16 protein-coding genes and 1 CRISPR repeat array are annotated in these 26,437 nt (G+C 41.2%); of the genes, 9 read left to right on the top strand and 7 right to left on the bottom strand.

Annotated elements, in window-relative coordinates:
* Nucleotides 1-104: 104 nt before the first annotated feature.
* On the bottom strand, nucleotides 105-2,219 hold the full coding sequence (locus ACKTT2_RS42655; RefSeq protein ID WP_407898076.1) for a GAF domain-containing protein: 2,115 nt from the start codon (nucleotides 2,217-2,219) through the stop codon (nucleotides 105-107).
* 229 nt (nucleotides 2,220-2,448) lie between these two features.
* A complete protein-coding gene (locus ACKTT2_RS42650) occupies nucleotides 2,449-5,052 on the bottom strand; it encodes a hybrid sensor histidine kinase/response regulator (protein WP_407898003.1) in 2,604 nt (867 codons plus the stop codon).
* A gap of 421 nt (nucleotides 5,053-5,473) precedes the next feature.
* Here ACKTT2_RS42650 and ACKTT2_RS42645 point away from each other — a divergent pair, with 421 nt between their 5' ends.
* Nucleotides 5,474-5,962 carry a molybdenum cofactor biosynthesis protein MoaE gene (locus tag ACKTT2_RS42645; RefSeq protein WP_407898001.1) on the top strand — a complete coding sequence of 163 codons (489 nt, stop codon included), beginning with the start codon at nucleotides 5,474-5,476 and terminating at the stop codon, nucleotides 5,960-5,962.
* Nucleotides 5,963-6,164: 202 nt separating this feature from the next.
* Here the strand turns inward: ACKTT2_RS42645 and ACKTT2_RS42640 are convergent, their stop codons facing one another.
* From ACKTT2_RS42640 to ACKTT2_RS42630, 3 genes are all read right to left on the bottom strand, one after another.
* Nucleotides 6,165-8,846 carry a two-partner secretion domain-containing protein gene (locus tag ACKTT2_RS42640; RefSeq protein ID WP_407897999.1) on the bottom strand — a complete coding sequence of 894 codons (2,682 nt, stop codon included), beginning with the start codon at nucleotides 8,844-8,846 and terminating at the stop codon, nucleotides 6,165-6,167.
* A gap of 39 nt (nucleotides 8,847-8,885) precedes the next feature.
* A complete protein-coding gene (locus ACKTT2_RS42635; protein ID WP_407897997.1) occupies nucleotides 8,886-10,862 on the bottom strand; it encodes a DICT sensory domain-containing protein in 1,977 nt (658 codons plus the stop codon).
* A gap of 148 nt (nucleotides 10,863-11,010) precedes the next feature.
* A complete protein-coding gene (locus ACKTT2_RS42630) occupies nucleotides 11,011-11,598 on the bottom strand; it encodes a pentapeptide repeat-containing protein (protein WP_407897995.1) in 588 nt (195 codons plus the stop codon).
* A 707-nt stretch (nucleotides 11,599-12,305) separates the two neighbouring features.
* Here ACKTT2_RS42630 and ACKTT2_RS42625 point away from each other — a divergent pair.
* The 8 genes from ACKTT2_RS42625 to ACKTT2_RS42590 all read left to right on the top strand — a co-directional run bounded on the left by ACKTT2_RS42625 (nucleotide 12,306) and on the right by ACKTT2_RS42590 (nucleotide 23,115).
* Nucleotides 12,306-12,560 (top strand): DUF4212 domain-containing protein, encoded by a 255-nt coding sequence (locus ACKTT2_RS42625; protein ID WP_407897993.1) that lies wholly within the window; start codon nucleotides 12,306-12,308, stop codon nucleotides 12,558-12,560.
* A gap of 9 nt (nucleotides 12,561-12,569) precedes the next feature.
* Entirely contained in the window at nucleotides 12,570-14,249 is a 1,680-nt protein-coding gene (locus ACKTT2_RS42620) for a sodium:solute symporter family protein (protein ID WP_407897991.1), read from the top strand.
* A gap of 310 nt (nucleotides 14,250-14,559) precedes the next feature.
* Nucleotides 14,560-15,759, top strand: a complete 1,200-nt coding sequence (locus ACKTT2_RS42615; RefSeq protein WP_407897989.1) for an argininosuccinate synthase — start codon at nucleotides 14,560-14,562, stop codon at nucleotides 15,757-15,759.
* Nucleotides 15,760-16,008: 249 nt separating this feature from the next.
* On the top strand, nucleotides 16,009-16,335 hold the full coding sequence (locus ACKTT2_RS42610; RefSeq protein ID WP_407897987.1) for a DUF3040 domain-containing protein: 327 nt from the start codon (nucleotides 16,009-16,011) through the stop codon (nucleotides 16,333-16,335).
* Between the two features lie 65 nt (nucleotides 16,336-16,400).
* The gene (locus ACKTT2_RS42605; protein WP_407897985.1) at nucleotides 16,401-18,482 is read left to right on the top strand and encodes a dynamin family protein; all 2,082 of its coding nucleotides are present in this window, start codon (nucleotides 16,401-16,403) and stop codon (nucleotides 18,480-18,482) included.
* Between the two features lie 174 nt (nucleotides 18,483-18,656).
* Nucleotides 18,657-20,915, top strand: a complete 2,259-nt coding sequence (locus tag ACKTT2_RS42600; RefSeq protein ID WP_407897983.1) for a dynamin family protein — start codon at nucleotides 18,657-18,659, stop codon at nucleotides 20,913-20,915.
* Between the two features lie 40 nt (nucleotides 20,916-20,955).
* Entirely contained in the window at nucleotides 20,956-21,816 is an 861-nt protein-coding gene (locus tag ACKTT2_RS42595; RefSeq protein ID WP_407897981.1) for a hypothetical protein, read from the top strand.
* Nucleotides 21,817-22,268: 452 nt separating this feature from the next.
* Nucleotides 22,269-22,952: direct repeats of the CRISPR family, unit length 35 nt; unit sequence CTTTGAACTTCTTCGGAAGTTGAACTAATGGAAAC.
* A gap of 7 nt (nucleotides 22,953-22,959) precedes the next feature.
* Entirely contained in the window at nucleotides 22,960-23,115 is a 156-nt protein-coding gene (locus ACKTT2_RS42590) for a hypothetical protein (RefSeq protein ID WP_407897979.1), read from the top strand.
* A 486-nt stretch (nucleotides 23,116-23,601) separates the two neighbouring features.
* Here ACKTT2_RS42590 and ACKTT2_RS42585 read toward each other — a convergent pair whose 3' ends face one another.
* Together ACKTT2_RS42585 and ACKTT2_RS42580 are read right to left on the bottom strand one after the other, a co-directional pair.
* Nucleotides 23,602-24,936, bottom strand: a complete 1,335-nt coding sequence (locus tag ACKTT2_RS42585) for an SAVED domain-containing protein (protein ID WP_407897977.1) — start codon at nucleotides 24,934-24,936, stop codon at nucleotides 23,602-23,604.
* A 195-nt stretch (nucleotides 24,937-25,131) separates the two neighbouring features.
* Nucleotides 25,132-26,433, bottom strand: a complete 1,302-nt coding sequence (locus ACKTT2_RS42580) for an SAVED domain-containing protein (RefSeq protein WP_407897974.1) — start codon at nucleotides 26,431-26,433, stop codon at nucleotides 25,132-25,134.
* Between the last annotated feature and the right edge of the window lie 4 nt (nucleotides 26,434-26,437).

The following is a 26,437-nucleotide window of genomic DNA, read 5'->3' as shown; positions in this document are numbered from 1 at the left end:
ATTCTCTCCTTTTGAGGGTTTCTCATTCATCGACCGTCAAAATACAACCAATAGAGGATTTAGGTTGTTATTTTTTTACACCCATGGAAGTATGATAAACCCTATCAAAGAAAAGCGAGCGAAACAATAAATTTTGAGCCTTGACCTAATTGACTATGTGCAGTAATGCTCCAACCGTGACGTTCCACAATTTTTCGGGCAATGGCTAAGCCCATACCCGTACCTTCGTATTCATTACGACCGTGCAAACGCTGAAAAACGTTAAAAATGCGATCGAGATATTTTTCGTCAAATCCAATACCATTATCTTCAATAATCAGTTGTCCCTGTTGACTGGCATCTTGTCGAGTATAAATTTTGATAATAGGTGAAATGCCTTGGCAGTGAAATTTTAAAGCGTTGCCAATGAGATTTTGGAGCAATTGGCGCATTTGTAGGGGATCTGCGTGAACGGTAGGTAAATCTTCTACCTCTACACGTGCTTCTGTTTGCAGGATACTTATTTCTAGATCGGATAAAACCTCTCGTGTCACTTGAGTGAGATCCACTCGCTCAAAAGGTTTTGCCCTCGTTGTAACTCTTGAAAGTGTCAGTAAATCTTCGATTAAAGCTTGCATCCTACGGGTTGCGTTTTGCATCCGTTCGAGGTAATCTTGTCCTTGTTCGGTCAATGCATTACCACAAGTCTCTTTCAAACGTTCTCCAAAGGTTTTTATCTTACGGAGTGGTTCTTGTAGATCGTGAGAAGCAATAAAGGCAAATTGTTGTAGTTCCTCATTAGAACGAGCGAGTTCTTGTTTTTGGCGAGTTTCCTGTTCTAAAAGCTGGGCTTGCGCTAGAGCAATTCCTATTTGATTTGCTAAATGTTGTAAAAGTTCTGTTTCCCAACTCGTCCATTCCCGAGGACGATCGCATTGATGGGCAATAAGCAATCCCCATAGTTTATTCTTTAAAAGAATGGGTACGACTAAGTTAGCTTTAACACCTATTTTTTGTAAAAATTCTAGGTAGCAAGATGCAAGGCGAGCTTGTTGAATATTGCTAACAGAACTAATGCGTCCCTGACGGTACTGTTGAACGTAATCTTCATTAAAGCAGGGTTCTTCAATATTGTGTCCGAGAATGCTCAGATACCCAGGTACAACTTCCTCTTGTACGATCTTACCCGTACCATCAGATAGCAAACGAAAAATTAAAACGCGATCTGCTTGTAACAAATGTTGAACTTCTGTAACGCTTGTTTGTAGAATTTCATCAATTTGTAAAGACTGACGAATTTTTAAAGTGACATCGGCAAATAATTGCGATCGCAGTTCGTTTCCTTTGAGAAAATCTTCAAATCTCTGGCGTTCAATAGCAGTAGCCAGCATATTCGTCACAGCTAACAAGAAATAAACATCTTCTTTGCTAAAAGTGCGCGTTTTTGTAGTGTAAACTTCTAAAACTCCAAAAGGTTTCTCTTTACCGTGAATTAACAACGAAGCACCACTCACTATAGAACGAGCGTGTGGGAGTTGTGGTTTTCCAAAGCGAGTTTCCGTGCTGAAATCAGGAACAATCGTAGTTTCTTGAGAACGAAGGGTATACCCAGCTTGAGAATTACTCTCAGCACTCACCGTTGCTTGTCCTATCAGTTCCGAATGCCAACCAACTCCCGCCACCAACCGTAAGGTATTCCCATCCGGCAAAAGTTCTAAAATATTACAATACTCTACTTCAAGACTGTGGGAAACAAGAGCCACAGTTTCTTGCATTAATGTAGTCAAATTCAAACCAGCTAATGCTATTTGACTGAGTTCTGCCACCAACGCTTGACGTTTAGCATAAATTTCCAATTCTTGCATCGCACGGCGGGCTTGCAATATGCGGCGGACTCGTTGACGCAAAACTTGCCATTGAATGGGTTTAGTAATGTAATCAGTGGCACCAGCAGCAAAGGCTTTATCCACAGATTCTTGGTCATAGAGACCTGTAATCATTAATACAGGGGTTGTCGCTCCACCAGGAAGTACCTGCAATTGAGTACAGCAGGTAAATCCATCCATGACGGGCATCATGGCATCTAGCAGCACCATATCTGGTTGTTCTTCTTGATATACAGCTAGTGCTTGCTCGCCATTCGCTGCTTCTGCAACTCGATACCCCACCTGCATCAGCAATTGTCGCATTTGTAACCGTATTATATTATCATCATCTACAACCAGTATTAAATTGGGGATTGGGGAAGGTAAGGGCCCCCTTTGGGGATAAGGGGCAGGTAGGGGCCCCCTTTGGGGATAAGAGGCAGGTAGGGGCTCCCTTTGAGGATAAGGGGCAGGTGGGGTCCCCTCTGGGGATAAGGGGTAATGGGGATTGGGGATTGGGGAATTGGTCACTGGTCACTGATCGCTGGTGAGTCCAGTCCTGTAGAAAGGTCTCCTTTCGTAGGGAACTGGCGAACCCGGAGGGTCACTGGTCACTGTTAATAATAACACTATGTAAAGTTTGTAATAACTCCTGTGCTGTGTAGGGTTTGGGTAAAAATGCTGTTATTGGAGATTTTGCTTCAAAGGGTATTTGTTCGCTTGTTGCTAGTCCACTAACAGCAATAATACTTAGAAGCGGATTCATTTTTTGTAATGCACAAATGGTGGTTGCTCCATCCATATTTGGCATCATCATATCAATAATGGCTGCACTAATTTGATTTTTATACTGAGCATAAATCGCTAACGCCTCTATGCCATCACTAGCAGTAATGACTTGATAATTATGATTTTCTAAAGAAACTTTGGTAATTTCTCTTATAGCCGCTTCATCATCGACTACCAAAATACACTCTCCATATCCAGGTGGTACTTTTAAATCTTTGACTTGCTGTGTTTCTACTGTTTGAACGGCTGGTATATAAACTTTGAATTTTGTTCCTTTATCTATAGTGCTTGATACGGTGACAAAACCACCATGACCTTTCACAATTCCCATCACTGTTGAAAGTCCAAGTCCCGTTCCTTTACCAAACTCTTTGGTTGTGAAAAACGGTTCAAAAATTCTATCTAAAAGTTGGTTGGACATCCCTACTCCTGTATCGGTGAGTGCGATCGCAATATAAGAACCTTCTTTAGCATCGAGATACATTTTGACAAAGTTTTCATCAATGAAAATATTCTTAGCAGAAATTTTTAAATTCCCACCCTTGGGCATTGCATCTCGCGCATTCAGACACAAATTCATTAAGACTTGGTGCAACTGAGTGCTATCACCTCGGACGGTTAATAAATCTGTTTCTACTTCTGTTTCAATAGTTATGGATTTGGGAAAAGTTTGCTCGACAATTTGCTTCATTTCTAAAATCAAATGCTTGATTTGGAGAACAGTGCGATCGCCTTCAATTCCTCGTGCAAAGGAAAGCACTTGTTTGACTAAATCTGCACCCCGTTTGGCATTATTTTCCACAATTGCTAGTATTTGTTGAGTGCGAGCGTCACGAGATTTGGCTTTCAGCATTTGCACTGACATTAAAATTGGAGATAAAACGTTATTGAGATCGTGAGCAATTCCACTCGCCAAAGTCCCTATACTTTCCATGCGTTGAGCGCGTAAAAATTGCTTCTCTAGTTGTTTTTTATGTGTAATATCAGTATCTACAACAAGAATAGATTTGGTTTGAGAATATTCATCTCTTACTAATGTCCAACGACTTTCGACTATGATTTCTTTCCCCGATTTAGTAATTTTTTGTAGTTCACCTTGCCAAGAACCAGATTCTAAAACATTATCAAAAATTTCTGAGTGTTGCGGATAGGGTTCCCGATTTAAAATTTCACTAGCATTCCTACCAATAGCTTCTTGTGCTGTCCATCCATAAATGTTCTCAGCACTTTTATTCCAAAATAAAATCGTATTATTTAAATCTCGGACAATAATGGCATCAGTTGCTATATCTAACAGTGCAGCTTGTTCGCGAATTTGCTGTTCTGCTAGTTGGCGAGAAGTAATATCTTCAAAAATATATAACCGTGCAAAATAGCGATCGTTTTCATCGCGAATGCGTCTAGAAAATCGTCGAATGACTCGACCATCCTTTAATAAAAGTTCATCTTCGCAATCGCAAGTTTCGCTTGGCAATAATGGGCAAGCAGTAAAAGGTGAAGTGTCTGTAAATTGGCAACAAACTTCCATTACGTCTTGGTGTTTAAGTCCGCCGCCTTCCATCGGTATTTTTAAGTGTTCGATGTTCCAAATCTCGCAAAAGCGCTCGTTAAAATACAAAATTTCTCCATTGCGATGGTCTACAACATAAAATGCTAAAGGAGAAACATCGGTCATTGAACGCAAAAGCGCTTCTTTCCAACGTAATGTTTCTTCTGATTGCTTACGTTCGGTGATATCTTCAACTATGTAAGCAAAACGCTGTGCTGTAGTAGAACTTTCTACGATTTTGGAGACTGTAGCTTTCAACCACGTGCTAGCTTCATCAGTTTGATAAGGATTGTCAAAGAAACTCCGAAGCATCGATTCACTTTCCCGCAATGCTTGTTGCGCTTGCTTATACTCTGTTTTAATACTGGCTACTTCTGTTAAATTACGACGCAGTTCTAGTTGTCTCATGACTAAGCGTGCGATCGCTTTGAGTGATTCTATCTGTTCTGTTTTTAAGTAAGGACGTGGTACAATATCGACGACGCATAAAGCTCCGATGGCTTCTCCTTCTGGAGTGATGAGAGGAACTCCCGCATAAAATCTAACATAGGGAGCTGAAGTCACGACATGGCTAGTAGAAAACCTTTCGTCCGCCCAAGTATCGGGAATGACTAAGACATCAGATGCTGCGACACAATGAGGGCAAATACCTATATCTATAGGCATTTCTTCCACGTCTAGCCCAATTTTGGCTTTAAACCACTGACGGTTAGCGTCAATAAAATTGATAACAGCAATTGGTGTAGCACATACTTGGGCAGCTAGGAATGCCAAATCATCAAATGTCTGTTCTGGTGAAGTGTCGAGAATTTGATACTGATGGAGAGCTTTTAGTCTCTTTGCTTCATTTTTAGACAAAATAGAGTTCATTGATATTTTTTCCTAGTGCTGCTGAATTTTGGCTTGAGAATACCCGCGACTTACAGTTATTTGCTTGATGCCCAGCAGGGATATTATTAAAGTAATTGGTAGGCTAGAGAGAGATGCTTCGTAAAAGCAATTGCCTCAATCCAGTTTTTGCCGAAAAGAGCCATTAATTTACTCTCTAATTTCTCAGAAAGGTTATATAATTTTTTCACTTTAATTATAATAATACGTCTTCAGACAGATGACGATGTTTTTCGTTAAATTAAGTAAATTTTTATAGACTAAATAACTCGTGCGTGTCTTCAGTATATCTTTAAATAAGCTATTACAGACTAGTGTGTACACCGTAGCCTTTCCAAGGGGGAAACTGAAAATCAAGTTTCCTCCATGTAACATAAATAGAGTCGGTAATCCCCTCACTTACATGAACACAGTTGTAACAGATCGATTTGCGACTCCCATAAAACCAAACCCTGAAGACAGCTTTGCTGTTACTTTTGCACCATTGTCTCTAGAAGAAGTTTATGGTAAGGCAGATGCTCCTGCCAATGGAGCGGTAGTAGTTATGAGTGGCATGGTTCGCAATCAAACAGATGGTAAACCCGTAGTCGCTCTAGAATATCAAGCTTACGACCCTATGGCATTGCGCGTATTCTATCAAATTGCTGCTGATATTCGACAGCAATGGTCTGATGCCAATCGTGTTGTGATTCATCATCGCGTCGGGCGCTTAGGTATTGGTGAAATCAGCGTTTTAGTTGCGGTAGGTTGTCCCCATCGGTCTGAAGCATTTGAAGCTTGTCGCTACGCAATTGATACTCTCAAACACAATGCCCCTATTTGGAAGAAAGAACACTGGGAAGATGGTTCGAGTAGCTGGGTCAGTATTAGTGCATGCGAACATTTACAGTGACCAGTGACCAGTGACCAGTAATACAGTGACCAGTGACCAGTGATACAAAAAAAACCCTTTTTCATAAGAAAAAGGGGAAATAGTCACGGTGTTGTAGTTGTTGTCCTTACGGTTATCTATATATAGGTGACAGCGAAATTTGGTTATGCAGTAATTGAGAGTAAAGCTTTCCCAACCCAAAATTTAAAATGGTCACTGATGACTAGTCACTGGTCACTGATTGTTCCCCCAATTGTCCGTTGCACGAACGCAAACGGACAGAAAACAACGCTGGAGGTGTGGTAGGTGCTGCTGTGAGTTCCACTTGCCCTTTGGCATTTTTAATCCAACTATTAGCTTCCACAATCGATTTTGGTATGGCGGTAGTTGGTTTGTTGGTAACAGGTGGTGAGGAGTGGTTGTCACTACTAGGGTTAAAAGAGATCCAATCTGCCAGTATCTCATCATTCATCAATGGATCTGTGGGACTAGATGCTACTCCTCCACGACTTGTGGTAGTAAATGAGCTTCTTCTTCGCTTGCTACTGGGATTGCAGCCAGTGGCAATTTGCTGTGTGGCATCAACCACATTTACGGGAAGTTCAACTAAGCCTCGGCTGGGGTCAACATCAGGTGTGTCGATTTCGACAGTACCACTATACTCAGAACTTCTCCCGGTAGCAGTGATATCACTTAAGGGAGTGGGAGTATCTCGAAATTGTGTACCAAAAATACCTTGAGCAGTAATTCGTACATTTCCACCACGGAAGTTAGTAGAATTAGCACTGATATCGCTATCTTCCACGGCGACAAGGACATCACTATCAATATTGATATTGCCGCCGATGACATTTTCTCCTATTGCGTTGGTTCTGATGTTGCTGCCACGGCGCATTATTAAATCTCGTGAGTTAATGTTAATTGTCGCTTGTTCCCTAGTAGGGTTAACTTTAGCACTTTGTGTATTAGCGGTAAGTAAGGCTAAGTTGTCTAAACGGATAGAACGTGCATTTAAGATCGTGTTGCCTGCGGTTCCCTTTCCAGAACTCTGCACGCTTACTACAGCCCCGTTTTGTACTAGCAAGGTATTCGTTTTAATTGTCAAATCTCCTGCATCCCCTGTTGAGTTTCGCTGTGCGTCAGCAAACAAGCCACTGGGAAATAAACTATTAGCGCTGCTCCCAATCAGTTGCACATCAATAGCATTAACGCTTAAATTTCCCCCCTTGCCCGAACCAAATGTACTAGCACTCACAAATGCCCCATCTCGTACTAATAAGGTATTCGTTTTAATCGTTAAATCTCCCCCATTCCCTGTTGAGTTTGGCTCTGAGGCAACAGTCAAGCCACTACCAGCCTTACCATCAGCTGACTCCCCAATGACTTGTACGTCTTGGGCATCAACGATCAAATTTCCTCCGTTACCCGAACCAAAAGTACCAGAAGCCACCTGTGCCCCATCTTTAATTAACAAGGTATTCGTTTTAATCGTCAAATCTCCCGCATTCCCTGTTGAGTTTGGCTGTACGTCAGTATTTAGGCTACTGGAAATCCGACTATCAGCGCTTGTACCGATCGCTTGTACTTCGCGAGCATCAACGATTAAATTTCCGCCATTGCCCGAACCAACTGTACCAGCACTTACAAATGCCCCATCTTTAATTAATAAAGTATTAGTTTTAATTGTCAAATCTCCTCCATTCCCTGATGAGTTTCGCTCCGCCCTAGCAACCAAAGCACTGGAAGACAGATCGTCAGCAGTTCTACCGATCGCTTGCACGTCAGAGGCATTAATAGTCAAATTTCCTCCCTTACCCAAACCAAATGTAGCAGCACCCACTTGCGCCCCACCCTCAAGCCGCAACGTGCTAGTACCGATATTCACATTGCCTCCTTGTCCGCTTGCTCTTGCTAGCACTACATTGTTAATGGAACTCTCGTTGTTAAGATTAATTGCGACCGTTGCATTAACCTCAATATTTCCCGCTTCACTATTACTAGAACCTAGCCCACTGTCTATCCCTGCAACTAAGTAACTCCTTCCTGTCATCTCTAAATTCCGGGTATTAATTGCGATACTTCCACTATCCCCTGCAACTACCGCTACCCCAGCACCATTGCTAAGGAAAACATCACTTCTTTCTACAAGATCGGGAAAACTCAAACGCAGATTATTAGCATCTCCATTTAATCTAATTGTTCCTGCACTTGCTAATCCACCTAACTCGACTCGCCCACCAAAAGCATATAAACCTCCTCCATCCATTTTGATATCACCACCTACTAACAGCAAACTCGATCCATTTGGTACACGTAAGCCCGTTACTGTAAACTCTGAAGACAGATTTAAACCAGCATCTGCAACTGAGTTATTTTCAATTGGTGCTGCTGCAATTTGATTAAAGAAAAAAGCCGAAGGATTCACCGTTAGCAGTTCAGGATTATTCGGAGCAGAAGCACTGAAAAAACCTCGCTCGCCAAAAGCGATCGCATTGGCAGTTGTCGCTACAAACGAACCACCAACATCCAAACTGGCATTCCGCCCAAAAATAATCCCACTCTGATTTATCAAAAACAGATTAGCTGTACCATTAGCACGAATTAAGCCATCAATGTTAGAAATCGATCCACCCGTTACTCGACTAATAATATTTTGAATATCCGCAGCGTTATTAAAAAAAGCAGTGCCACCAGAGGGTATAGAAAACTGTTGGAAGCTATGAAACAAGTTACCACCAGCTTGTGTTCCTCCTGTGATATTAAGGATGCTACCATCTGGTTTGACGATGGAATTATTAGGTAAAGTGCCATCTGGGGTAATTTGGGCAGAAGCACAATTTGCTCCCAAAGCGAACGCACTCCATGTCGCAATTCCCAAAAACCAACGAGTCGTCATCCCAGACATAGCACCTCCAAGCGCCTTGCATTAGTTGCTCAACAACGGTTATATAGTAGGAGCTATAGGGATTGTGAAGTGGAACTCACTTCCTCGCCCCCGCCCCTGGGAGGTAGCCCAAATTTTGCCTCCTAATTTCCCAACAATTTGACGGCAAATCGCTAAACCCAATCCAGTTCCGCCAATTGTCCGTTGCATGAAACCTTCTTCTTGATAAAATCTGGCAAAAATGGCTTCCAACTGATTTGGCTCTATACCTCGTCCCGTGTCTGCAATAATAACTTCGATCGCCGGAGGAGATTTTTTTTCCTTGCCTTGACTTCCGTTTTCTTCTACATTGAGAATTTGAGCGCGAATTGTTACTTTTCCTTTGGAATCAGTAAATTTACAAGCATTGTCTAAAAGTTTGCTGGCAACTTCGGTTAATCCATCGCCATCTGCAAGTACTAGGGGTAAGTCAGAAGGCAATTCTAGAAAAATGGCAGGTAAAGTTCGATCTTCTGTTTGGGTTTTTCTCAAGCTACTAATAACCAACTCCAAAATTGTTTGAAGGGAAACTGGTTCTATATGCCAGTTCAGCATACCCCCTTCTAAACGAGAAAGAGTCAGAAAATCTTGAATCAGCCGCCGCATTCGTTCTGAATCAGCAAGGGCAGTTTGCAACATGGTTTGCTGAAATTCGATAGGCATATCCGGTTCGTTGGCTATACTCTCCAAGCACACTTGGATGGTGGATAGGGGAGTTCGCAGTTCGTGTCCGACTATCGCAATTAAGTTACTTTGAGTCCGTTCTAATGCCGCAAGTTGGTGATTTAAAGTTTCCAAATTGGTGTATGCTTGAGCTTGTATGAGGGCAACTGCAACTTGAGTTGCGATCGCTTCTACCAATGACTTATCGGAATCATCCCAGATGAGTGGTTCTGAACTACAATGATGCAACTCCAATATTCCCAACCACTTTTGATGATAGCGAATGGATACTACGAGACACGACCTGATGCCAAACTCTTGGAGTTGCTTGCTCAAATCTGGGTGTGCTTGAATTCCTAAATCTTGGGTTGTGTCAGCGATCGCAACGACTTTATCTTGAGATAAGATTGTTTGGAATAGAGGATGCTTTGCTAAAGACCAAACTTTTCCCTTCAACGAAGTCAATCCATGAGCTAGAGCTTCATATTCAATAGGAGTCAGTTTCTCAGTGGGATGATAGGGGTAAAGCAAACAGCGACAGGGGCTGAAAACCTGACTGAGTTCTTTCACTGTGACTGCAAAAATCTCCTCTGGATTGAGGGATTGACGAATAGCAGTACTAATAGTGTTAATCAAACGTTCCTGACGTTCTTTCTTTGTAATAGTTCGGTAAGCTTTAATTTGCTTGTACTGACTATTTTGTAAGTAAGTGACCAATCGGTCTGTAAACAATCGTGCGTCAATTTCCAGTACCCGATTGTCTGCTGTTCTGTCTGAGTTAACTTGAGTCAAACCGTAGCGTTGCCGTGCCACTTCTATCTTACTTGCCAAGTCGGGTCTGTAATTCAAAATCTTTTCCATTAAGAGTTTAGCGGCAGCAATGTTCACTTCACGGTCAAAAGTCCAAATTCCTTTGAATTGTCTTGCTTGATCCAACGATGAACCATCCACAGGGGAAGCGTATTCTTGACAAACGATACAAGCGCTATATTTTTTTCCAATGATGATGAGATGCCATTCTTGTGCTAATGCATCTTCTGGATGGAAGGGAATTGTCACCAATGGATCTGAGAGCCTTTTAAAATTTGCTTCTGGTGCGGCGAGGACATAAACCTGGTCTGTACGTTGAGCAATTCTTTGGTAGCGGCGGGTTTCTTGAAGATAATAACGCTCTTGCTGAAAATTGGCAATCACCAGTGGCTTATCGATTCCTACCAATATCAAGTCTTCCATTGCATGAGAAAGCGCTGTCAAGGAAGATTTGAAGTAAACTTGACATCTTAAAGACGGTAAGGTCTGGAGTAAATCGTGCAGTAAGGAATTTGAAGTCTTCATCACCAATAAGCTGTAGAGCTTGCTCTGAAGAAATTTTCAACAAAATTTAAGGAGCTACAACCTAAGCTTGCCTCCTCAATAGACTACTCTTGTTATTATCGCGCCTATTAATACCAATTATGCAATGAATCATATCGCCTACGGGATTTTACGCGAAGCGCGATCGCGCTGTAGTAACTGAATCGCTGCTTAGTGCTGTAGAACTGGTGTCAGCATGGCACAAATCGGTTCTTAACAAGATAGCTTTTGTCAAGTTTGTGTTGTGCAAGTCCGCTTGATTCAATTTTGCACCAGTTAAATTAGCCTTACTCAAGTTAGCACCTACTAAATTCGCACCGATTAAGTTAGCATAGCGTAAATCCACACCTTCTAAGTTAGCGTTACTTAGGTCGGCAAAACTCAGATCCGCTAACCGCAAATCTGCCCTTGTTAGTATAGCCTGATGTAAGTCCGCTTTACAAAGATTTGCACGAATCAAATTCGCTTTGTGTAAATTCGCCCAAATCATAAAAGCTTCAGTGAGGTCTGCCCTCCACAAATTGGCTTCTGCTAGAATGACTTCACTCAAAATTGCTCCGCGTAGATTCGCTGCTGATAAAGTCGCCCCTGTAAGATCTGACCGACTCAGATTAATTTTAGTCAATGAGATTTCGCTCAGGTGCGCTCGTTGCAAGGACACCTGTAAAAAATCTCTATTGCCTGCCTTATAGTGCTTTATGAGTTCATTCGCATCCATGTTACAAATTATAAAGATTGGGAACTGTAGTGCCGAGATAGGTTGATACTAAAATATTCATCCACAACCAGTGTCTACTATCCACTGACATACTGCACAAATATTTTTTGTTGACCTATGTTAACTAATGTAACAAATTATTAATTTTATTCAAACTATTCTTATATTTTTTTAATAAATTTTTGCAATTTATATATAAGAAAAATTTATAAGTGCGTTTTAAAGAACGGGCATGGGGCAAATCAAAAACATTATTGAAATTAATTATGTGCAATTACTGAGACGCCCATGAGCAATTACTCACAACAAGGCAATGAAAATAATTCTTTTCCAAATCCCCAATCGCTAATTCGCAATTCCCATACTATCTACAAAAAAATATTAATTTTTAATAACAGAAATTAGAAATGTCCGGAAAAAATGTCAGGCGCAATGCCGCCGTGCCCCTACCAAAACTTTCAGGTAATGCATAATCTCCTTCTAAAGATACCTATATATATAGCAACTCTGAATCATAAAAAATTTTAAGTCATGTAGGATGGGCAATACCCACCAAAAGACTTGTTGGTGGGCATTGCCCATCTTAGATGTATTTCAAAAATCAGATAGGAGTCTTATGTAGAGAAAATTAATCAATCCCTTAGATTTTCAAGAGATAAATCCGAATTGACCTGATATATTTTTTATTACATTGATAGTAAAAGATAATGGATAAAGAAAAGAGTCGTTTATACTGGCGTGCCAATACTGCTTTAATCCGCAATCTTTTAATAGTTTGGGCGTTGGTATCCCTTGGTTTTAGTATCTTGCTGGTACAACCATTGAACACAATACGTTTCTTTGGCGTACCTTTTGGCTTTTGGATGGCACAGCAGGGTTCAATTCTGACTTTTGTGCTGTTGATTTTTGTTTATGCCTTTCAGATGGATAAACTCGACCGCAAATACAATATCAAAAGGTGAGGAAAAGCTGTGTCAGTAGAACTTTGGACGATTATAATAGTCGGGCTTTCGTTTCTGCTTTATCTTTACATAGGATGGCAATCGCGAGTTCAGGATAGTAAAGGGTTTTATGTAGCAGACCAAGGGGTTCCTTCTGTTGCTAACGGTGCAGCGACAGCTGCAGACTGGATGTCCGCCGCTTCCTTTATTTCCATGGCGGGACTGATTAGTTTTCTGGGCTATGACGGCTCTATTTATCTTATGGGTTGGACGGGAGGCTATGTGTTGCTAGCATTACTGTTAGCACCGTATCTCCGAAAGTTTGGTAAGTACACAGTACCTGATTTTGTAGGCGATCGCTACTACTCGAATATTGCTCGGTTGGTGGCAGTGGTAGCAGCCATATTTGTCTCCTTCACTTATGTTGCCGGACAAATGCGAGGAGTGGGCATTGTATTTAGCCGCTTTCTGCAAGTGGATATTAATACAGGTGTGATTATCGGCATGGTGATTGTGGGATTTTTCTCCGTCTTGGGTGGTATGAAAGGTATCACCTGGACGCAAGTCGCACAATACGTCATCTTGATTGTTGCTTACTTGATTCCGGCGATCGCAATTGCTATGTTACTGACGGGTAATCCCATTCCTCAGTTTGCGTTTACCTTCAGTGATATTGCTAGTAAACTCAATCAACTCCAAGTTGACCTTGGGTTTAAGGAATATACTCAGGCATTTGTCAATAAGTCTGCCATCGACGTACTCTTCATTACCATCGCCCTCATGGTGGGAACTGCTGGGCTCCCTCACGTAATAGTGCGTTTTTATACAGTACCCGACGTGCGATCGGCTAGATTTTCAGCAGGTTGGGCGCTGTTATTCATTGCTATTCTTTATACCACTGCTCCAGCCCTCTCCATGTTTGCCCGTTACAATCTCATCAATACCCTGCACAACAGTACAGTTGAGCAAGTGCGCCAGTTAGACTGGGCAAACAAATGGGAAAAGACAAAACTCTTGTCTTTTGATGACAAGAATGGTGATGGGCGTTTTCAGTTATCCCCACAAAAAGACAAAACTGAAATTACCATTGACCCAGACATCATTGTACTATCCACCCCAGAAGTTGCGAAACTAGCACCCTGGGTCATTGCTCTTGTAGCAGCGGGTGGTTTAGCAGCAGCCTTGTCCACAGCATCGGGGTTGTTGCTAGTTATTTCTAGTTCCATCGCTCACGATGTTTATTATCGTATAGTCGATCCGGAAGCCTCAGAACAGAAACGATTATTTGTTGGACGTATCATGGTAGGTTTATCCCTCGTCCTTGCTGGATATTTTGGGGTCAATCCGCCGGGATTTGTCGGTCAAGTTGTTGCTTTCGCCTTTGGCTTAGCCGCTTCTAGCTTTTTCCCAGTTATTATCCTCGGCATTTTCGACAAGCGCACGAACAAAGAAGGTGCGATCGCAGGTATGATAACGGGGTTAGTTTTCACCATAGTATACATCGTAGGTGTGAAGTTTGCAGGTATGCCCGCTTGGTTCTTTGGAGTGTCTGCAGAGGGCATAGGGACTCTTGGCATGATTATCAACTTGATTGTCACGCTTGTGGTGTCTCGCCTGACTCCACCACCACCTGTAGAGATTCAAGCCTTGGTGGAAGATTTACGAAGCCCGGATATTGGTGAGGAACAAGGTGTGAGGGCTGTGCATTAAGTTCAAAATTTCTTCTTGTGGTGCGGGCTAGAAGCCCGCCATTGTCATAATATTCAAAATTTCTTCTTGTGGTGCGGGCTAGAAGCCCGCCATTGTCATAACATTCAAAATTTCTTCTTGTGGTGCGGGCTAGAAGCCCGCCATTCACATAGTACGGGCGTCCTCGCCCGTACCACGGGTATGATATAATCTAAATAAATTTGTATAAATTGTAACAAAAAAATAAATTTTTTGAATTTGTATAAAAGCAAAATTTATTACGTATAATGACTCATTGCTTCGCTTTTAATTTGCTAACTGGAGTAAAGAAATGGGTCACGCAAAAAAGGTTGTTTTGGCATATTCTGGTGGAGTTGACACTTCCGTCTGCATTCCCTACCTCAAGCATGAGTGGGGAGTAGAAGAAGTTATTGCTCTCGCTGCAGATTTAGGACAGGGTGATGAATTAGCTCCAGTCAGAGAAAAAGCACTAAAGTCAGGTGCAAGCGAATCTTTGGTAGCGGATGTTAAAGAGAGTTTTGTCAAGGATTACGCATTTCCAGCCATTCAAGCGAATGCTATTTATGAAAATCGCTATCCCCTTGCAACAGCCCTCGCCCGTCCGTTAATTGTGAAGGTGCTGGTAGAGACTGCAGTAAAATATGGAGCAGATGCGATCGCACACGGTTGTACGGGTAAAGGGAACGACCAAGTGCGCTTTGATGTTTCCACAGTTGCGCTTAACCCCAATATTAAGATACTTGCACCAGCAAGAGAATGGGGAATGAGCCGAGAGGAAACCATTGCATATGGAGAACGATATGGTATCCCTGCACCAGTGAAAAAATCTTCACCCTACAGCATTGACCGTAACTTACTTGGGAGGAGTATAGAAGCAGGGGTTTTGGAAGATCCTAATGTAGAACCGTTAGAAGAAATCTATGCGATGACTAAAGCAATCGCCGATACTCCTAACGAGCCAGAGTATGTTGAGATTAGTTTTCATAGGGGTATACCTACTGCGATCGACGGCGAATATAAAAATCCAGTGGAGTTGATCGAACACCTCAATCAAGTGGTGGGAAATCACGGAGTTGGACGCATTGACATGATAGAAAACCGCTTGGTAGGTATCAAATCGCGGGAGATATACGAAGCGCCCGCCATGCTCGTGTTAATTCAAGCACATAGAGATTTAGAGAGCTTAACTTTAACCGCAGATGTGACTCACTACAAGCGTGGGATTGAAGAGACTTACAGCCAACTGGTTTACAACGGTTTATGGTACAGTCCATTAAAAACAGCCTTAGATGCTTTTATTCAGAAGACACAAGAGCGAGTTTCTGGAACTGTACGAGTAAAACTGTTTAAGGGTAATGCCACCATTGTTGGGCGGACATCTGAAAACACCCTCTACACGCCTGATTTAGCAACCTACGGTGCTGAAGATAAATTTGACCACAAAGCAGCCGAAGGTTTCATTTATGTTTGGGGGCTTCCAACACGTATTTGGGCGCAACAGGAAAGGTAGAAAAAGGGAGTAGGGAGTAGGGAATGTTCCTTTTTCATAGCAAGGTTTCCCAAAGTACACCCCTCCTCTCCTTCCCAGGCTCCGCCTGGGAATGCAGTCCCAGAGACTCTGCATCCGCAGAAGTTGTCGGGGAGCTAGTGAGAACAAAAACAGTATTTGCACTGATGTTATTCTAAATAGCTGTAAGGTATTTTACTAATAACCCATTTTTATTGCTGATGTTATCCTAATTGATTGGAGTAACCAAGGGTGAAATCTCCAGAAGATAAGTATAAAGACTTAGAACGGATTGAGCGTCAAATCCGAGAAAAAGAGACGGAACTGAGACTCCGGGAGTTAGAAAACCAGATGAATGCTGACAATGCCAAGGTTTATCAGACCGTAAAGCATCAGCCTGAAAAGTTGGAAAAACCGTGGCAAAAAAAAGCTATTCTCGGAGCTAAATTATTTGCTCTTGGAGTTATGGCAATTGTTGCTGTTAAGGTAGCATCGTTTTTAGCAGGAATTGTCATTATTGGGTTGCTCGGCTTTGTTGCATATAAACTCTTTTTCGACCAAAACAAGCATAAAGGATGAAAGTTATTTTTTATTCCTTGATAAAGCTTCTTTCATAATTCATAATTCATAATTCATAATTCATTATGGTAACTCAAGCAGGAACTGATACATTTCTTAACGATTTAGAGCGTGTCATACAAGTTCGCTCTGAAGTTGCTGTGGCTTTAGATAAAATAGCTGACACAATTGCTCGAGCAGAAGTCGCTGGAGACACAACATCTGGAAAACTCAGTTTAGAACGCGATATTGAAGATATTAAAGTAGCTAGTAAAAACCTCCGTACTGGTGTCTTTCGCTTACTCGTTCTGGGAGATATGAAACGGGGTAAAAGTACCTTACTGAATGCCTTACTTGGTGAGAATTTGTTACCAAGCGATGTGAATCCCTGTACCGCAGTATTAACAGTTTTACGTTATGGAGCCGAAAAAAAGGTCACCGTCTATTATAATGATGGCAAAAGCCCGCAACAGTTAGATTTCCAAAACTTTAAGTTTAAGTACACTATTGACCCACAAGAAGCAAAAAAACTAGAGCAAGAGAAAAAGCAAGCTTTCCCTGATGTTGATTATGCAGTGGTTGAGTACCCTTTACCTCTATTAGAAAAAGGGATTGAAATTGTTGATAGCCCAGGATTGAATGATACGGAAGCAAGAAACGAATTATCCTTAGGTTACGTTAATAACTGTCATGCCATCTTGTTTGTCATGAGAGCATCGCAACCTTGCACTCTTGGGGAACGGCGCTATCTAGAAAATTATATCAAAGGTCGGGGGCTGTCAGTTTTCTTTCTGATTAATGCTTGGGATCAAGTGAAGGAATCTTTGATTGACCCTGATGACGAAGAGGAATTAAAATCGGCTGAGGATAGATTGAGACAAGTTTTCCGAGCTAATTTATCGGAATACTGTTATGTGGATGGTCACGATATCTATGATGAACGAGTGTTTGAAATCTCTTCCATTCAAGCACTGCGCCGCAGATTGAAGAATCCTCAGGCTTCTTTGGAGGGAACTGGCTTTGCTGAATTTATGGGTTCGCTGAATACTTTTCTGACTCGCGAAAGAGCGATCGCAGAACTGCGCCAAGTCAGAACATTAGCAAGACAAGCATGCGATCGCACTCGCGAAGCTATTGAAAGAAGAATCCCATTGCTTGACCAAGATGTCAACCAATTACGCGCAAGAATTAACTCTGTAGAACCCGAATTCCAAAAACTTACAAATATCCGAGACCAATTTCAGCAAGAAATCAAAAACACCAGTGACACCAAATCTAAAGCTGTAGCAGATTCTTTCCGCGACTACGTTTTGGGCTTAGGTAACACCTTTGAAACAGATTTCCTCCGCTATCAGCCAGAATTAAATTTATTTGATTTTCTCAGCAGTGGGAAGCGGGAAGCCTTTAACCTTGCACTGCAAAAAGCTTTTGAACAATATATCACCGATAAATCTGCTGCTTGGACTTTAACGGCTGAAAAAGACATCAGTGCAGCTTTTGCCCAACTTTCCAGAAGTGCAGCACAGTATGGCGCATCTTACAATCAAGTCACAGACATAATTACAGAACAATTGACAGGAGAAAAAGTTAAAGTTCACACGAACACTACAACTGAAGAAGATAACTCTCCTGGTTGGGCGAAATGGGCGATGGGATTGTTATCCCTCTCTAAGGGTAATCTAGCTGGTGTCGCTATGGCTGGTGTCGGCTTTGACTGGAAAAATATCCTGTTAAACTACTTTACTGTGATTGGTATTGGTGGGATAATTTCAGCAGTCACGGGAGTTCTCCTTGGACCGATTGGATTTGCTTTGCTGGGCTTGGGTGTTGGCTTTTTACAAGCAGATCGAGCCCGTAAAGAGTTAGTGAAAACAGCAAAGAAAGAGTTAGTGAAGTATTTGCCACAAGTCGCCCACGAGCAATGGCATATAGTTCATAAGGCGGTCAAAGAGTGCTTTGATTCTTATGAAAAGGAAGTCAGCGCACGCATTAATGATGATATATCCGCCCGGAAATCAGAGTTGGATAATTTGCTCAAGCAAAAGGAAACTCGCGAAATCAATCGCGAGACTGAATTGAAGCGGTTGAAAACGTTGGAAGAAGACATCTTTGCTCAATTGCAGACAGTTGAGTCAGCTTACAACAATTTACTAGCTTACTACAGTTAGTTTTACTTGTTCCTGGGCTGTAGCTTTACACACTCGTTCCCAGGCTCAGCCTGGGAATGCATTCACTGAGGCGGAGCCTCACATACACAATTGTACTAGAGGCTCCGCCTCTACTAAGTCGTTCCCAGGCTCAACCTGGGAACAAGGAGATGATGAGATGAGGAGAAGAAAAGGATGCAATCACAGCAAAAAGAAGATTACCAAAAACTTGCAGATGCTCTAAAATCGGCGTCTGCTTTGCTTAATTTAGATGCTAAATCGCGACTGTATCAAGATGCGATCGCAATCTCCAATCATCTCGTCTATCCTAACTTCCGGATTGCAGTTTTTGGGCCATTTAATCACGGTAAGTCTACCCTAATCAATGCCATGTTAGGCGATCGTGCTTTGCCAATAGATTTAATTCCCACAACAGGTGCTGCAATCATTGTCAGGTATGGAACCAGTCTCAGAACTCGAATTCTTCTGACCAATGGAACAGAAATTTACCGTACCGGAACTGAAGTTTTAAAGCAATTTGCCGTTTTAGATAATGACAGGCGGATGCGAAGCGATGTAGCATCTGTAGAAGTTTTTTGTCCTCATCCCTTTTTAGACACTGGTGTAGAATTCTTAGATTTACCAGGAACCAACGACAGAGAAGAACAAGATAATTTAGTCCGCCAACAACTTTTGAGTGCAGACTTAGTTATCCAACTTCTTGATGCTCGCAAGTTAATGACTTTAGGAGAGCGAGAAAACTTACGAGATTGGTTATTAGAACGAGGGATTAAAACAGTTATTTTTGTTGCTAATTTTATTAATTTACTCGCTCCTGAAGACCAAAAACAAGTCCAAAATCGTTTGCGGTTTGTTGCTGAAAGTTTTCGAGCCGAATTACCTCCTGGTTTTAGTAATTTATATCGCGTTGATGCTTTACCTGCTTTAAGAGCAAGGCTGAAGGGCGATGTTGCAGCTGCTAGTAGTAGCGGTTTAGTCGCTTTTGAATCTGCTTTGCAAAATATTGTATCAACATTTAAACAAAATCACAAAAATGTGCGCTTGCAAAGAGTAGAACCCATAGCTCTTCAAATTCAGCGCTCGTTCCAAGCTAAAATAAGTCCATTGCAAAGTGAAATCAACGCATTTGATGAAAAACAAAAAGCTAAAAATGATATAAAAACACGTGCGGAAACACTTATCAAACAAGGCTTTACTGTTAGTGTCTCTAAGTTACGCGATTGGTTAGCTTTACCCAATTTACGAAATAAATACCAAGCTGATGCAGCTGTTGCGATCGCACAAGGTAATTTTAAAAATTGGGAGAAAGATACTCTGAAAAATGATTTGAAAGAGTTACAGCAAGATATAGTGAAATGGCTATACCAAGCATACGAATTTTTTCAAGAAGAACGTCCAGAGGATTTATTAATTCCTTTACCAGATGAGCCAAAAGTCAAATTACCTCCTCAGTCAGGAAGTTTTGATGGTTTGAGCGAACCAGGTTCGATAGCTGTTGGAGGTGGTATCGGTTGGCTATTAGGTGGTCCTATAGGTGCAGCTGTTGTTGGCAGTATTTCTTATTTGGTGAATAAGAAATTGCAGCAAGATGAGGAAAAGACAGCACAAGAATCTTACCATCAAAAAGTGGCTAAACTTTGTATCGATGCTGTTGATGAGTATTTTGTTTGTTTGAGCGATCGCGGATTATCTCTACTGAACGATTATGAAAAGAAGTCTGAAAAAATAATTTATCTTTCAGAAAATAAAGAAAAAGAGCCTATAGAAATAACTCAAAAACGTCAGGAAATATGGCAATTACAAAATAATTTATATCAATTGTGTCAACAATTAGAAAAAACGCTAAAAATTCCCATTCCTCCTGAAGTGAAAGTTCCAACAGAAATGCCTAAACCTCAAGATTTGCGTTCTGTGTACCGCCGATCGGGTAAGGGAGTGAAGGAGGAAGTAGGGACAAAGAGTCCAGAAGCCAAGGTCAACAAAGACAAAGAAGATAAGAAAGACAAGGAAGACAAGAAAGATAAGGGAAAATTTACTGGAACTGCGAGAATTCCATCACCTCCACCTCCTAATTGGAAAAAAGATAAAGAACTAGAAGCAAAATTCCGTGCTTTAGAAATTGATGAAGAAATAGCACAGATGAAAGCAAACATGAGTTCATCTAGTTCTCAAGGGAATCAGCAACAGAACTCAAATCGAAGTCACAAAGTACCAAATCAACCATTAGCACAGACAGAGAAAGAAAAAATTACTCGTGCTTATACCATTTTAGGTTTACAGCCCGGTGCTTCACAGGCTGAGGTAAAACAGGCGTATCGAACTTTGGTGAAAAAATGGCATCCCGATTTGTTTATGAATAATCCACAACAACAGAAACAGTCTCAAGAGAAAATACGGTTAATCAACGAAGCTTATGCACTGTTGGACGTTTAAGATAATTTGTAGTTTTTGTATACTAGATATAGAGGAAGATATGGATTGGCAAAGTTTATTTAATTTAACTGGAGTTTGGTTGTTGAAAGTGTGGATGTTGTTCATCGCGCAAACTCCTGGGCTACCTGCATCAACTCCCAAACCATTACCCTCACCAGCTGCTGATGTCGAACTGCTAAAAACACAAATCCAGTTTCTACAAGATGCTAACACACGCCTGAATAATAGTTTTGGTAGTTTTGTTGGTGCAATTAATCTTTCGTTTGTAGTTTTTGGAGTCATTTTAGGAGTAGCTGGAGCGATTAGCGTTTACTTGTTTAATCAAAGTCTCAAAGAAGCACGACAGTTAGTTCGTGAGGAAGTTGAACGACGACTTCAAATATCGGTTGGCGAAGCGATCGGACAACAAGTTGATAATCTCAAACGAATTTTAGATCGGGAACAGGTTCTTGGTGGGATAAATGTTAATTACATTCTTCCTCAAGACAAACCATTGCTGAGTGATGATTATCCAGAAGAGTATCAACTGCTTGCAGAACGGGGTTTTAAATCCACACAAATTTTAGATGCTTCCAAACGCCTTAAAATATCCGGCGATGTTGTAGTTCTAGATTTAGTGAATTATCAGTTAATTTTAGATGAAGAAAAAACCAGTTTATCAGAAGTGGAAATTGCTAGATTAACAGAAGAAAGAGTTGCCGAACAAATTCAAAAAATTCTGAATGCGCTTCCAAATAAAGCTGTTTTAGTCGTTTACATTCGACCAGGTAAGCAACGTATAAGTGCTATTGATGAACTATCGCGAAAGGTTAAATACTACGCTTCAGCAAATACACCCGTCAATTTAATGGGTACTGTGGTTGATTCAGCTTATGTTGCTGATGCTTGGAATAAATGTTGATTGATACAAAGTGGCGTTGAAAAAGTTACTCCTATCCCGATATTTCTTAATTAAATGAACCGCGAAGACGCAAAGAGCACGAAGAAAGAGGAGAAGAGAATCGGTAATTTTATGGGAAAGGGAGTAGGATTTAGGCAAAGCCCCCCTTTTTAAGGGGGGGGGTTGGGGGGATCGATAATGTGTGAAACCTCGAAAATATCGGTGTATGGTGCTCTAAAAACATAAGTTTATATTATTAATTATGTATTATTGATAAGCATCTGAGGGGGTTAACCAATGGCTGAAACCCTTATTCTTTCGTTGACCCCCTCAGGTAACTTACTGGATAAGAGTTTGAAGGTAGTTGGTTATGAATTTATTGAGAAGAATTGCTAATAATTTTGGGAAAAACTTGACCCCCTCAGATAATGGGGTGTACAATTCAGATAGGGTAAGGCTTTCAAAAGTCAAGCCTTTGAACTTCTTCGGAAGTTGAACTAATGGAAACCTACCTCCTTCGACGTAGGAAGAACTATCAGTTCTTGCTTTGAACTTCTTCGGAAGTTGAACTAATGGAAACTAATAAAGATTGCGGTATAGATATATCTACTCCGCTCTTTGAACTTCTTCGGAAGTTGAACTAATGGAAACGAATAAACTGAGCGACCTGAGGTTTGATCATTACATCTTTGAACTTCTTCGGAAGTTGAACTAATGGAAACTTAGACGTTCCTTGAAAGTTATCTACACCAGCACCTTCTTTGAACTTCTTCGGAAGTTGAACTAATGGAAACCGAACATTGCAGCAGGTAGGACAGCCTCTACCACAGTCTTTGAACTTCTTCGGAAGTTGAACTAATGGAAACCCTTTTCTCCAGCCCTGTCCTAGTTATCTGATTTTTCTTTGAACTTCTTCGGAAGTTGAACTAATGGAAACCTGTCTGACCCATTCGACCAGCTTTATTCTAAAAGATTCACTTTGAACTTCTTCGGAAGTTGAACTAATGGAAACTTTCTTTTGGAGAAACGGAAAACATGAAAATTAAACTTTGAACTTCTTCGGAAGTTGAACTAATGGAAACCCTGAGTGTCCCAATTTTCGTTGTCGCAATATTGGAAATCCTTTGAACTTCTTCGGAAGTTGAACTAATGGAAACATTCTCGATGACTGAGAAGAAAATTAATTTTTTGAACTATCTAATTTCTTTGATTGATACGCTTGTCAATTATGGACTTTTAGGGAATGAATCAGCCCTGCCTAAAAAAGGGGGAAATATTTTTAAAGTCCCCCTTTATAAAGGATATTTAGGGGGATATTGAACGTTTTACTATTAAGAGGACTTTTCAAACATCCTCTTAGCGATCGCATTAAAAAATCATGTATCAATTGGTGAGTCTGATTAAATTTGACGCAATTCCTATAGTGTACTGACTGATTCCAAAGCTTTGAGACTGGCTTCTAATAAACTTTTGTCTTGGATTACTTCGATTTCTGGTAATTAAAGTTTGACGTACTTTAAGTAATTGGACAAAATTAATTTCAATACTGTTTTTGGTTTGCCCAATGCCCAGCCTTTATGAGTGTATTTATTTTAGTCCAGTTACTTACCAAATTGTTTGCAAGGTATAAGTAAGTGGTGTTTTAAAAACAAGGCAGAATCAAATTACACCAGCACAAATGATGAGCGAGCGATGAAGATTGGTTTTTTGCGGTTCTAGACTGCGAGAGCGGAGAATCACCACTCCGTACCAATCATCATACAGTAATGGATTGCGATATAGGTATAAGCGTGTGCCTTTGAATTATTAACCCGTACAAAGTTTGACTGAAGGTTGATAGTTTCTATCTGCAATGCGTTCGTAACAAATAATATCACCAATAACTCTTAGTCGCTGACCTAAGAATAAACAAAAACCAACCGGAGCAAATAAAACTAAGTGCGTGCAAGTAGCACTATATTTTTGACGATAACGACGTATCAAATCTTTTACATCTAACACCAGTGCAACAGCATCTGCATCTGAACGAATAGCTCGTTCTCCAGTTCCAAACTCTGGTTCGGCATAAATCACAGCACTGAATGGAATTGGTGAATCTTGTAAGAGTTGTGCCACATCTAATGATGGATTACCTGTAATACCCAATGCTATGAGCAGATGCTCTCCAGCCTCACCGGTTTCGCTAACGACCTTAAACTTTGCGTCTGATGGACTTGCATCTGAACGCCATAAATAGAGTTTTCCTGCAGTTTGTTGTTCTACTTGCAAAGTATAACCTCTGGTATCAGGAAAAACCGTACCAATGGCTACTGCAACTGTTAAAGGGAATCGCCCACGCACGTCGATGGTTAAGGGTGTATGTCCTTGAGTCAATTCCTTCCGTGCTCTGTTTAAATTCGGTAATAAAATATTATCCCAAGTGGCTTGATCTGCAATCCGACGCGGTTGAGCATATATATCGAAATGCTCTGTCCAGTCAAGTTCTACAGTTGGAGAATTACTATAAATCTGTTTGTCCCACCCATGTACCCATAAGCTTAAATAGGTGTTATTATTCACATCAAAAGAAAAGCTTTTTCTGTGTAATACAGGAACATTGGCTTGGTCAATCCCTGCCATAGAGATACCATTACAAGCGTATTCGTAGGCAAAGTCATAGTTTTTATCTGCACCAAGTGCCTCATAAAAGCTAACAGCAAATTCAATGGCTGTGCGATCGCCTAGGGATTGATTCATCCCAATCACATAATCAATATGATGCTTAATGACTTCCGCCTGAAGTTCTGAATAACAGGCATTTAAGAGCACGCATTCTACCTTGTTTGCAAACAATTTAAACAGTCCAGCTAAGGCATTGGTGCTGACAAACTTGACCTGACCAGTTTCATCTTGTAATACCAGCCCTTCGTCTCCCATCCCATGACCGCAAAAATGTACAATCTGGGGACTCTCCTCCAATACAGCTAGCTGTAATTCTCTTGGAGTAACAGCCCAGCATGACACTAGCTCAAATTGGTCACGCTTGGGAGCACATCGTAGGGCTTTTTTGATTTCTCGGACTTCTTCATCTAAGCGCAGACGGGTGGTGTTCGTGGGATTAGCGGCGAGGATAAGGATACGTTTTATGGGACTAGTAGTCATAGGTTAATATTATCAGAGCTTAAAAATTTAAATTAAGTAAGTCAGCACAATTAAAGTAAATATGAAGTAGGTTAACGCAATTGGAGAAAGAGGCAATATCTTGTGCTAGCAAACCTCCGTTGAGCTTATTCTGACTTTCATGCTCCCACCATTTCTTAAGTTCTGGTTAGTCACTTTGGAGACATTTTAATATTGTTATCCCGTACAAAGTTTGACTGAAGGTTGGTATTTTTCAGCAACACGCTCGTAACAAATGACATCACCAATGACTCTTAATCGCTGACCTAAGAAGAAACAAAAACTCATCGGAGCAAATAAAACTAAGTGCGTGCAGGTTGCACGGTAGTTTCGACGAGCTTGGCGAATGATTTCTTTAGCATGAATTGTGAGTGCGATCGCATCTGCATCAGAACTAATTGCCCTTTCTCCAGTACCAGCTTCTGGCTCTGCGTAAATAGCAGCACTGAATGGAATTTGTGAATTTTCCCACAGTTGCGCTAAATCTCCTGATGCATCACCTGTAATTCCCAACGCTACTAAAATGTGTTCTCCAACTTCGCCAGCTTCCGTGATAATTTTAAACTTTGCATCTGACGGGCTAATATCCGATCGCCACAAAATATTTTGTCCTGTGGTTCTTTGTTCTACTTGCAAGGTATATCCTCTGGTATCTTGAAAAACATGACCAATGACGACTGCTGCTGAAAGAGGAAGCCTACCTCGAATATCAACAGTTAATTCAGTATGTCCTTGAGACACTTGTTCGCGTACTTGTTCTAATTTAGGAAGTAAAATATCATCCCAAGTTTCTTGGTTGGCAATACGACGGGGTCTAGACACACTCTCAAGGCTAAAATATTCCGTCCAATCAAGTTCAACAGTGGGTGAGTTGTTATACGGCTGCTTAACCCAACCATGCACCCAAAGGCGAACTCTAGCCTGCTTTTTCAAAATCGGGATATCTGCTTGGTTTATTCCTGCTAGCGAAATGCTGCTGCGACCAAAATTATAGGCGAATTCATAGCCTCTACCTGCTCCCAACGCATCATAAAAGCCAACAGCAAATTCAATAGCAGTGCGATCGTCAATTGGTTGATTCATTCCAATTACATAATCAATGTGCCGTGCAATCACTTTTGCTTGGACTTCTGAATAACAAGCATTGAAGAGCACGCATTCTACCTTGTCTGTAAACAATTTAAATAGTTCAGCCAAGGCATCGGTGTTGAGAAAATTCACTTCACCTGCATCGTCTACCAATACTAGCCCTTCATCTCCCATTCCATGTCCGCAAAAGTGAACGATTTGGGGATTTTCTTCTAATATTGCCCGCCGTAAGTCTCTATGGGTAACAGCCAAGCACGGTTGTGCTAACTCAAATTGGTCACGTTGTTGAGCCCGTTCTATTGCTTTTTTGATTTCTTGGGCTTCTTTATCTAAGCGCAGACGAGTGGTGTTCGTGGGGTTGGCTGAGAGAATTAAGATGCGTTTTTTCATGTTA

Origin of the sequence: Scytonema hankhaensis NUACC26 (assembly GCF_045865695.1) — a bacterium.
Taxonomy (GTDB): domain Bacteria; phylum Cyanobacteriota; class Cyanobacteriia; order Cyanobacteriales; family Nostocaceae; genus Scytonema.
This window is presented reverse-complemented; position numbering and strand designations above follow the sequence as displayed.

Coding starts and splice junctions, on each gene's coding strand:
- ACKTT2_RS42625 (WP_407897993.1), top strand. CDS start 12,306: ATGGATAAAGAAAAGAGTCGTTTATACTGGCGTGCCAATACTGCTTTA.
- ACKTT2_RS42635 (WP_407897997.1), bottom strand. CDS start 10,862: ATGAAGACTTCAAATTCCTTACTGCACGATTTACTCCAGACCTTACCG.
- ACKTT2_RS42600 (WP_407897983.1), top strand. CDS start 18,657: ATGCAATCACAGCAAAAAGAAGATTACCAAAAACTTGCAGATGCTCTA.
- ACKTT2_RS42645 (WP_407898001.1), top strand. CDS start 5,474: ATGAACACAGTTGTAACAGATCGATTTGCGACTCCCATAAAACCAAAC.
- ACKTT2_RS42605 (WP_407897985.1), top strand. CDS start 16,401: ATGGTAACTCAAGCAGGAACTGATACATTTCTTAACGATTTAGAGCGT.
- ACKTT2_RS42650 (WP_407898003.1), bottom strand. CDS start 5,052: ATGAACTCTATTTTGTCTAAAAATGAAGCAAAGAGACTAAAAGCTCTC.
- ACKTT2_RS42590 (WP_407897979.1), top strand. CDS start 22,960: ATGACTGAGAAGAAAATTAATTTTTTGAACTATCTAATTTCTTTGATT.
- ACKTT2_RS42630 (WP_407897995.1), bottom strand. CDS start 11,598: ATGGATGCGAATGAACTCATAAAGCACTATAAGGCAGGCAATAGAGAT.
- ACKTT2_RS42640 (WP_407897999.1), bottom strand. CDS start 8,846: ATGTCTGGGATGACGACTCGTTGGTTTTTGGGAATTGCGACATGGAGT.
- ACKTT2_RS42595 (WP_407897981.1), top strand. CDS start 20,956: ATGGATTGGCAAAGTTTATTTAATTTAACTGGAGTTTGGTTGTTGAAA.
- ACKTT2_RS42615 (WP_407897989.1), top strand. CDS start 14,560: ATGGGTCACGCAAAAAAGGTTGTTTTGGCATATTCTGGTGGAGTTGAC.
- ACKTT2_RS42580 (WP_407897974.1), bottom strand. CDS start 26,433: ATGAAAAAACGCATCTTAATTCTCTCAGCCAACCCCACGAACACCACT.
- ACKTT2_RS42585 (WP_407897977.1), bottom strand. CDS start 24,936: ATGACTACTAGTCCCATAAAACGTATCCTTATCCTCGCCGCTAATCCC.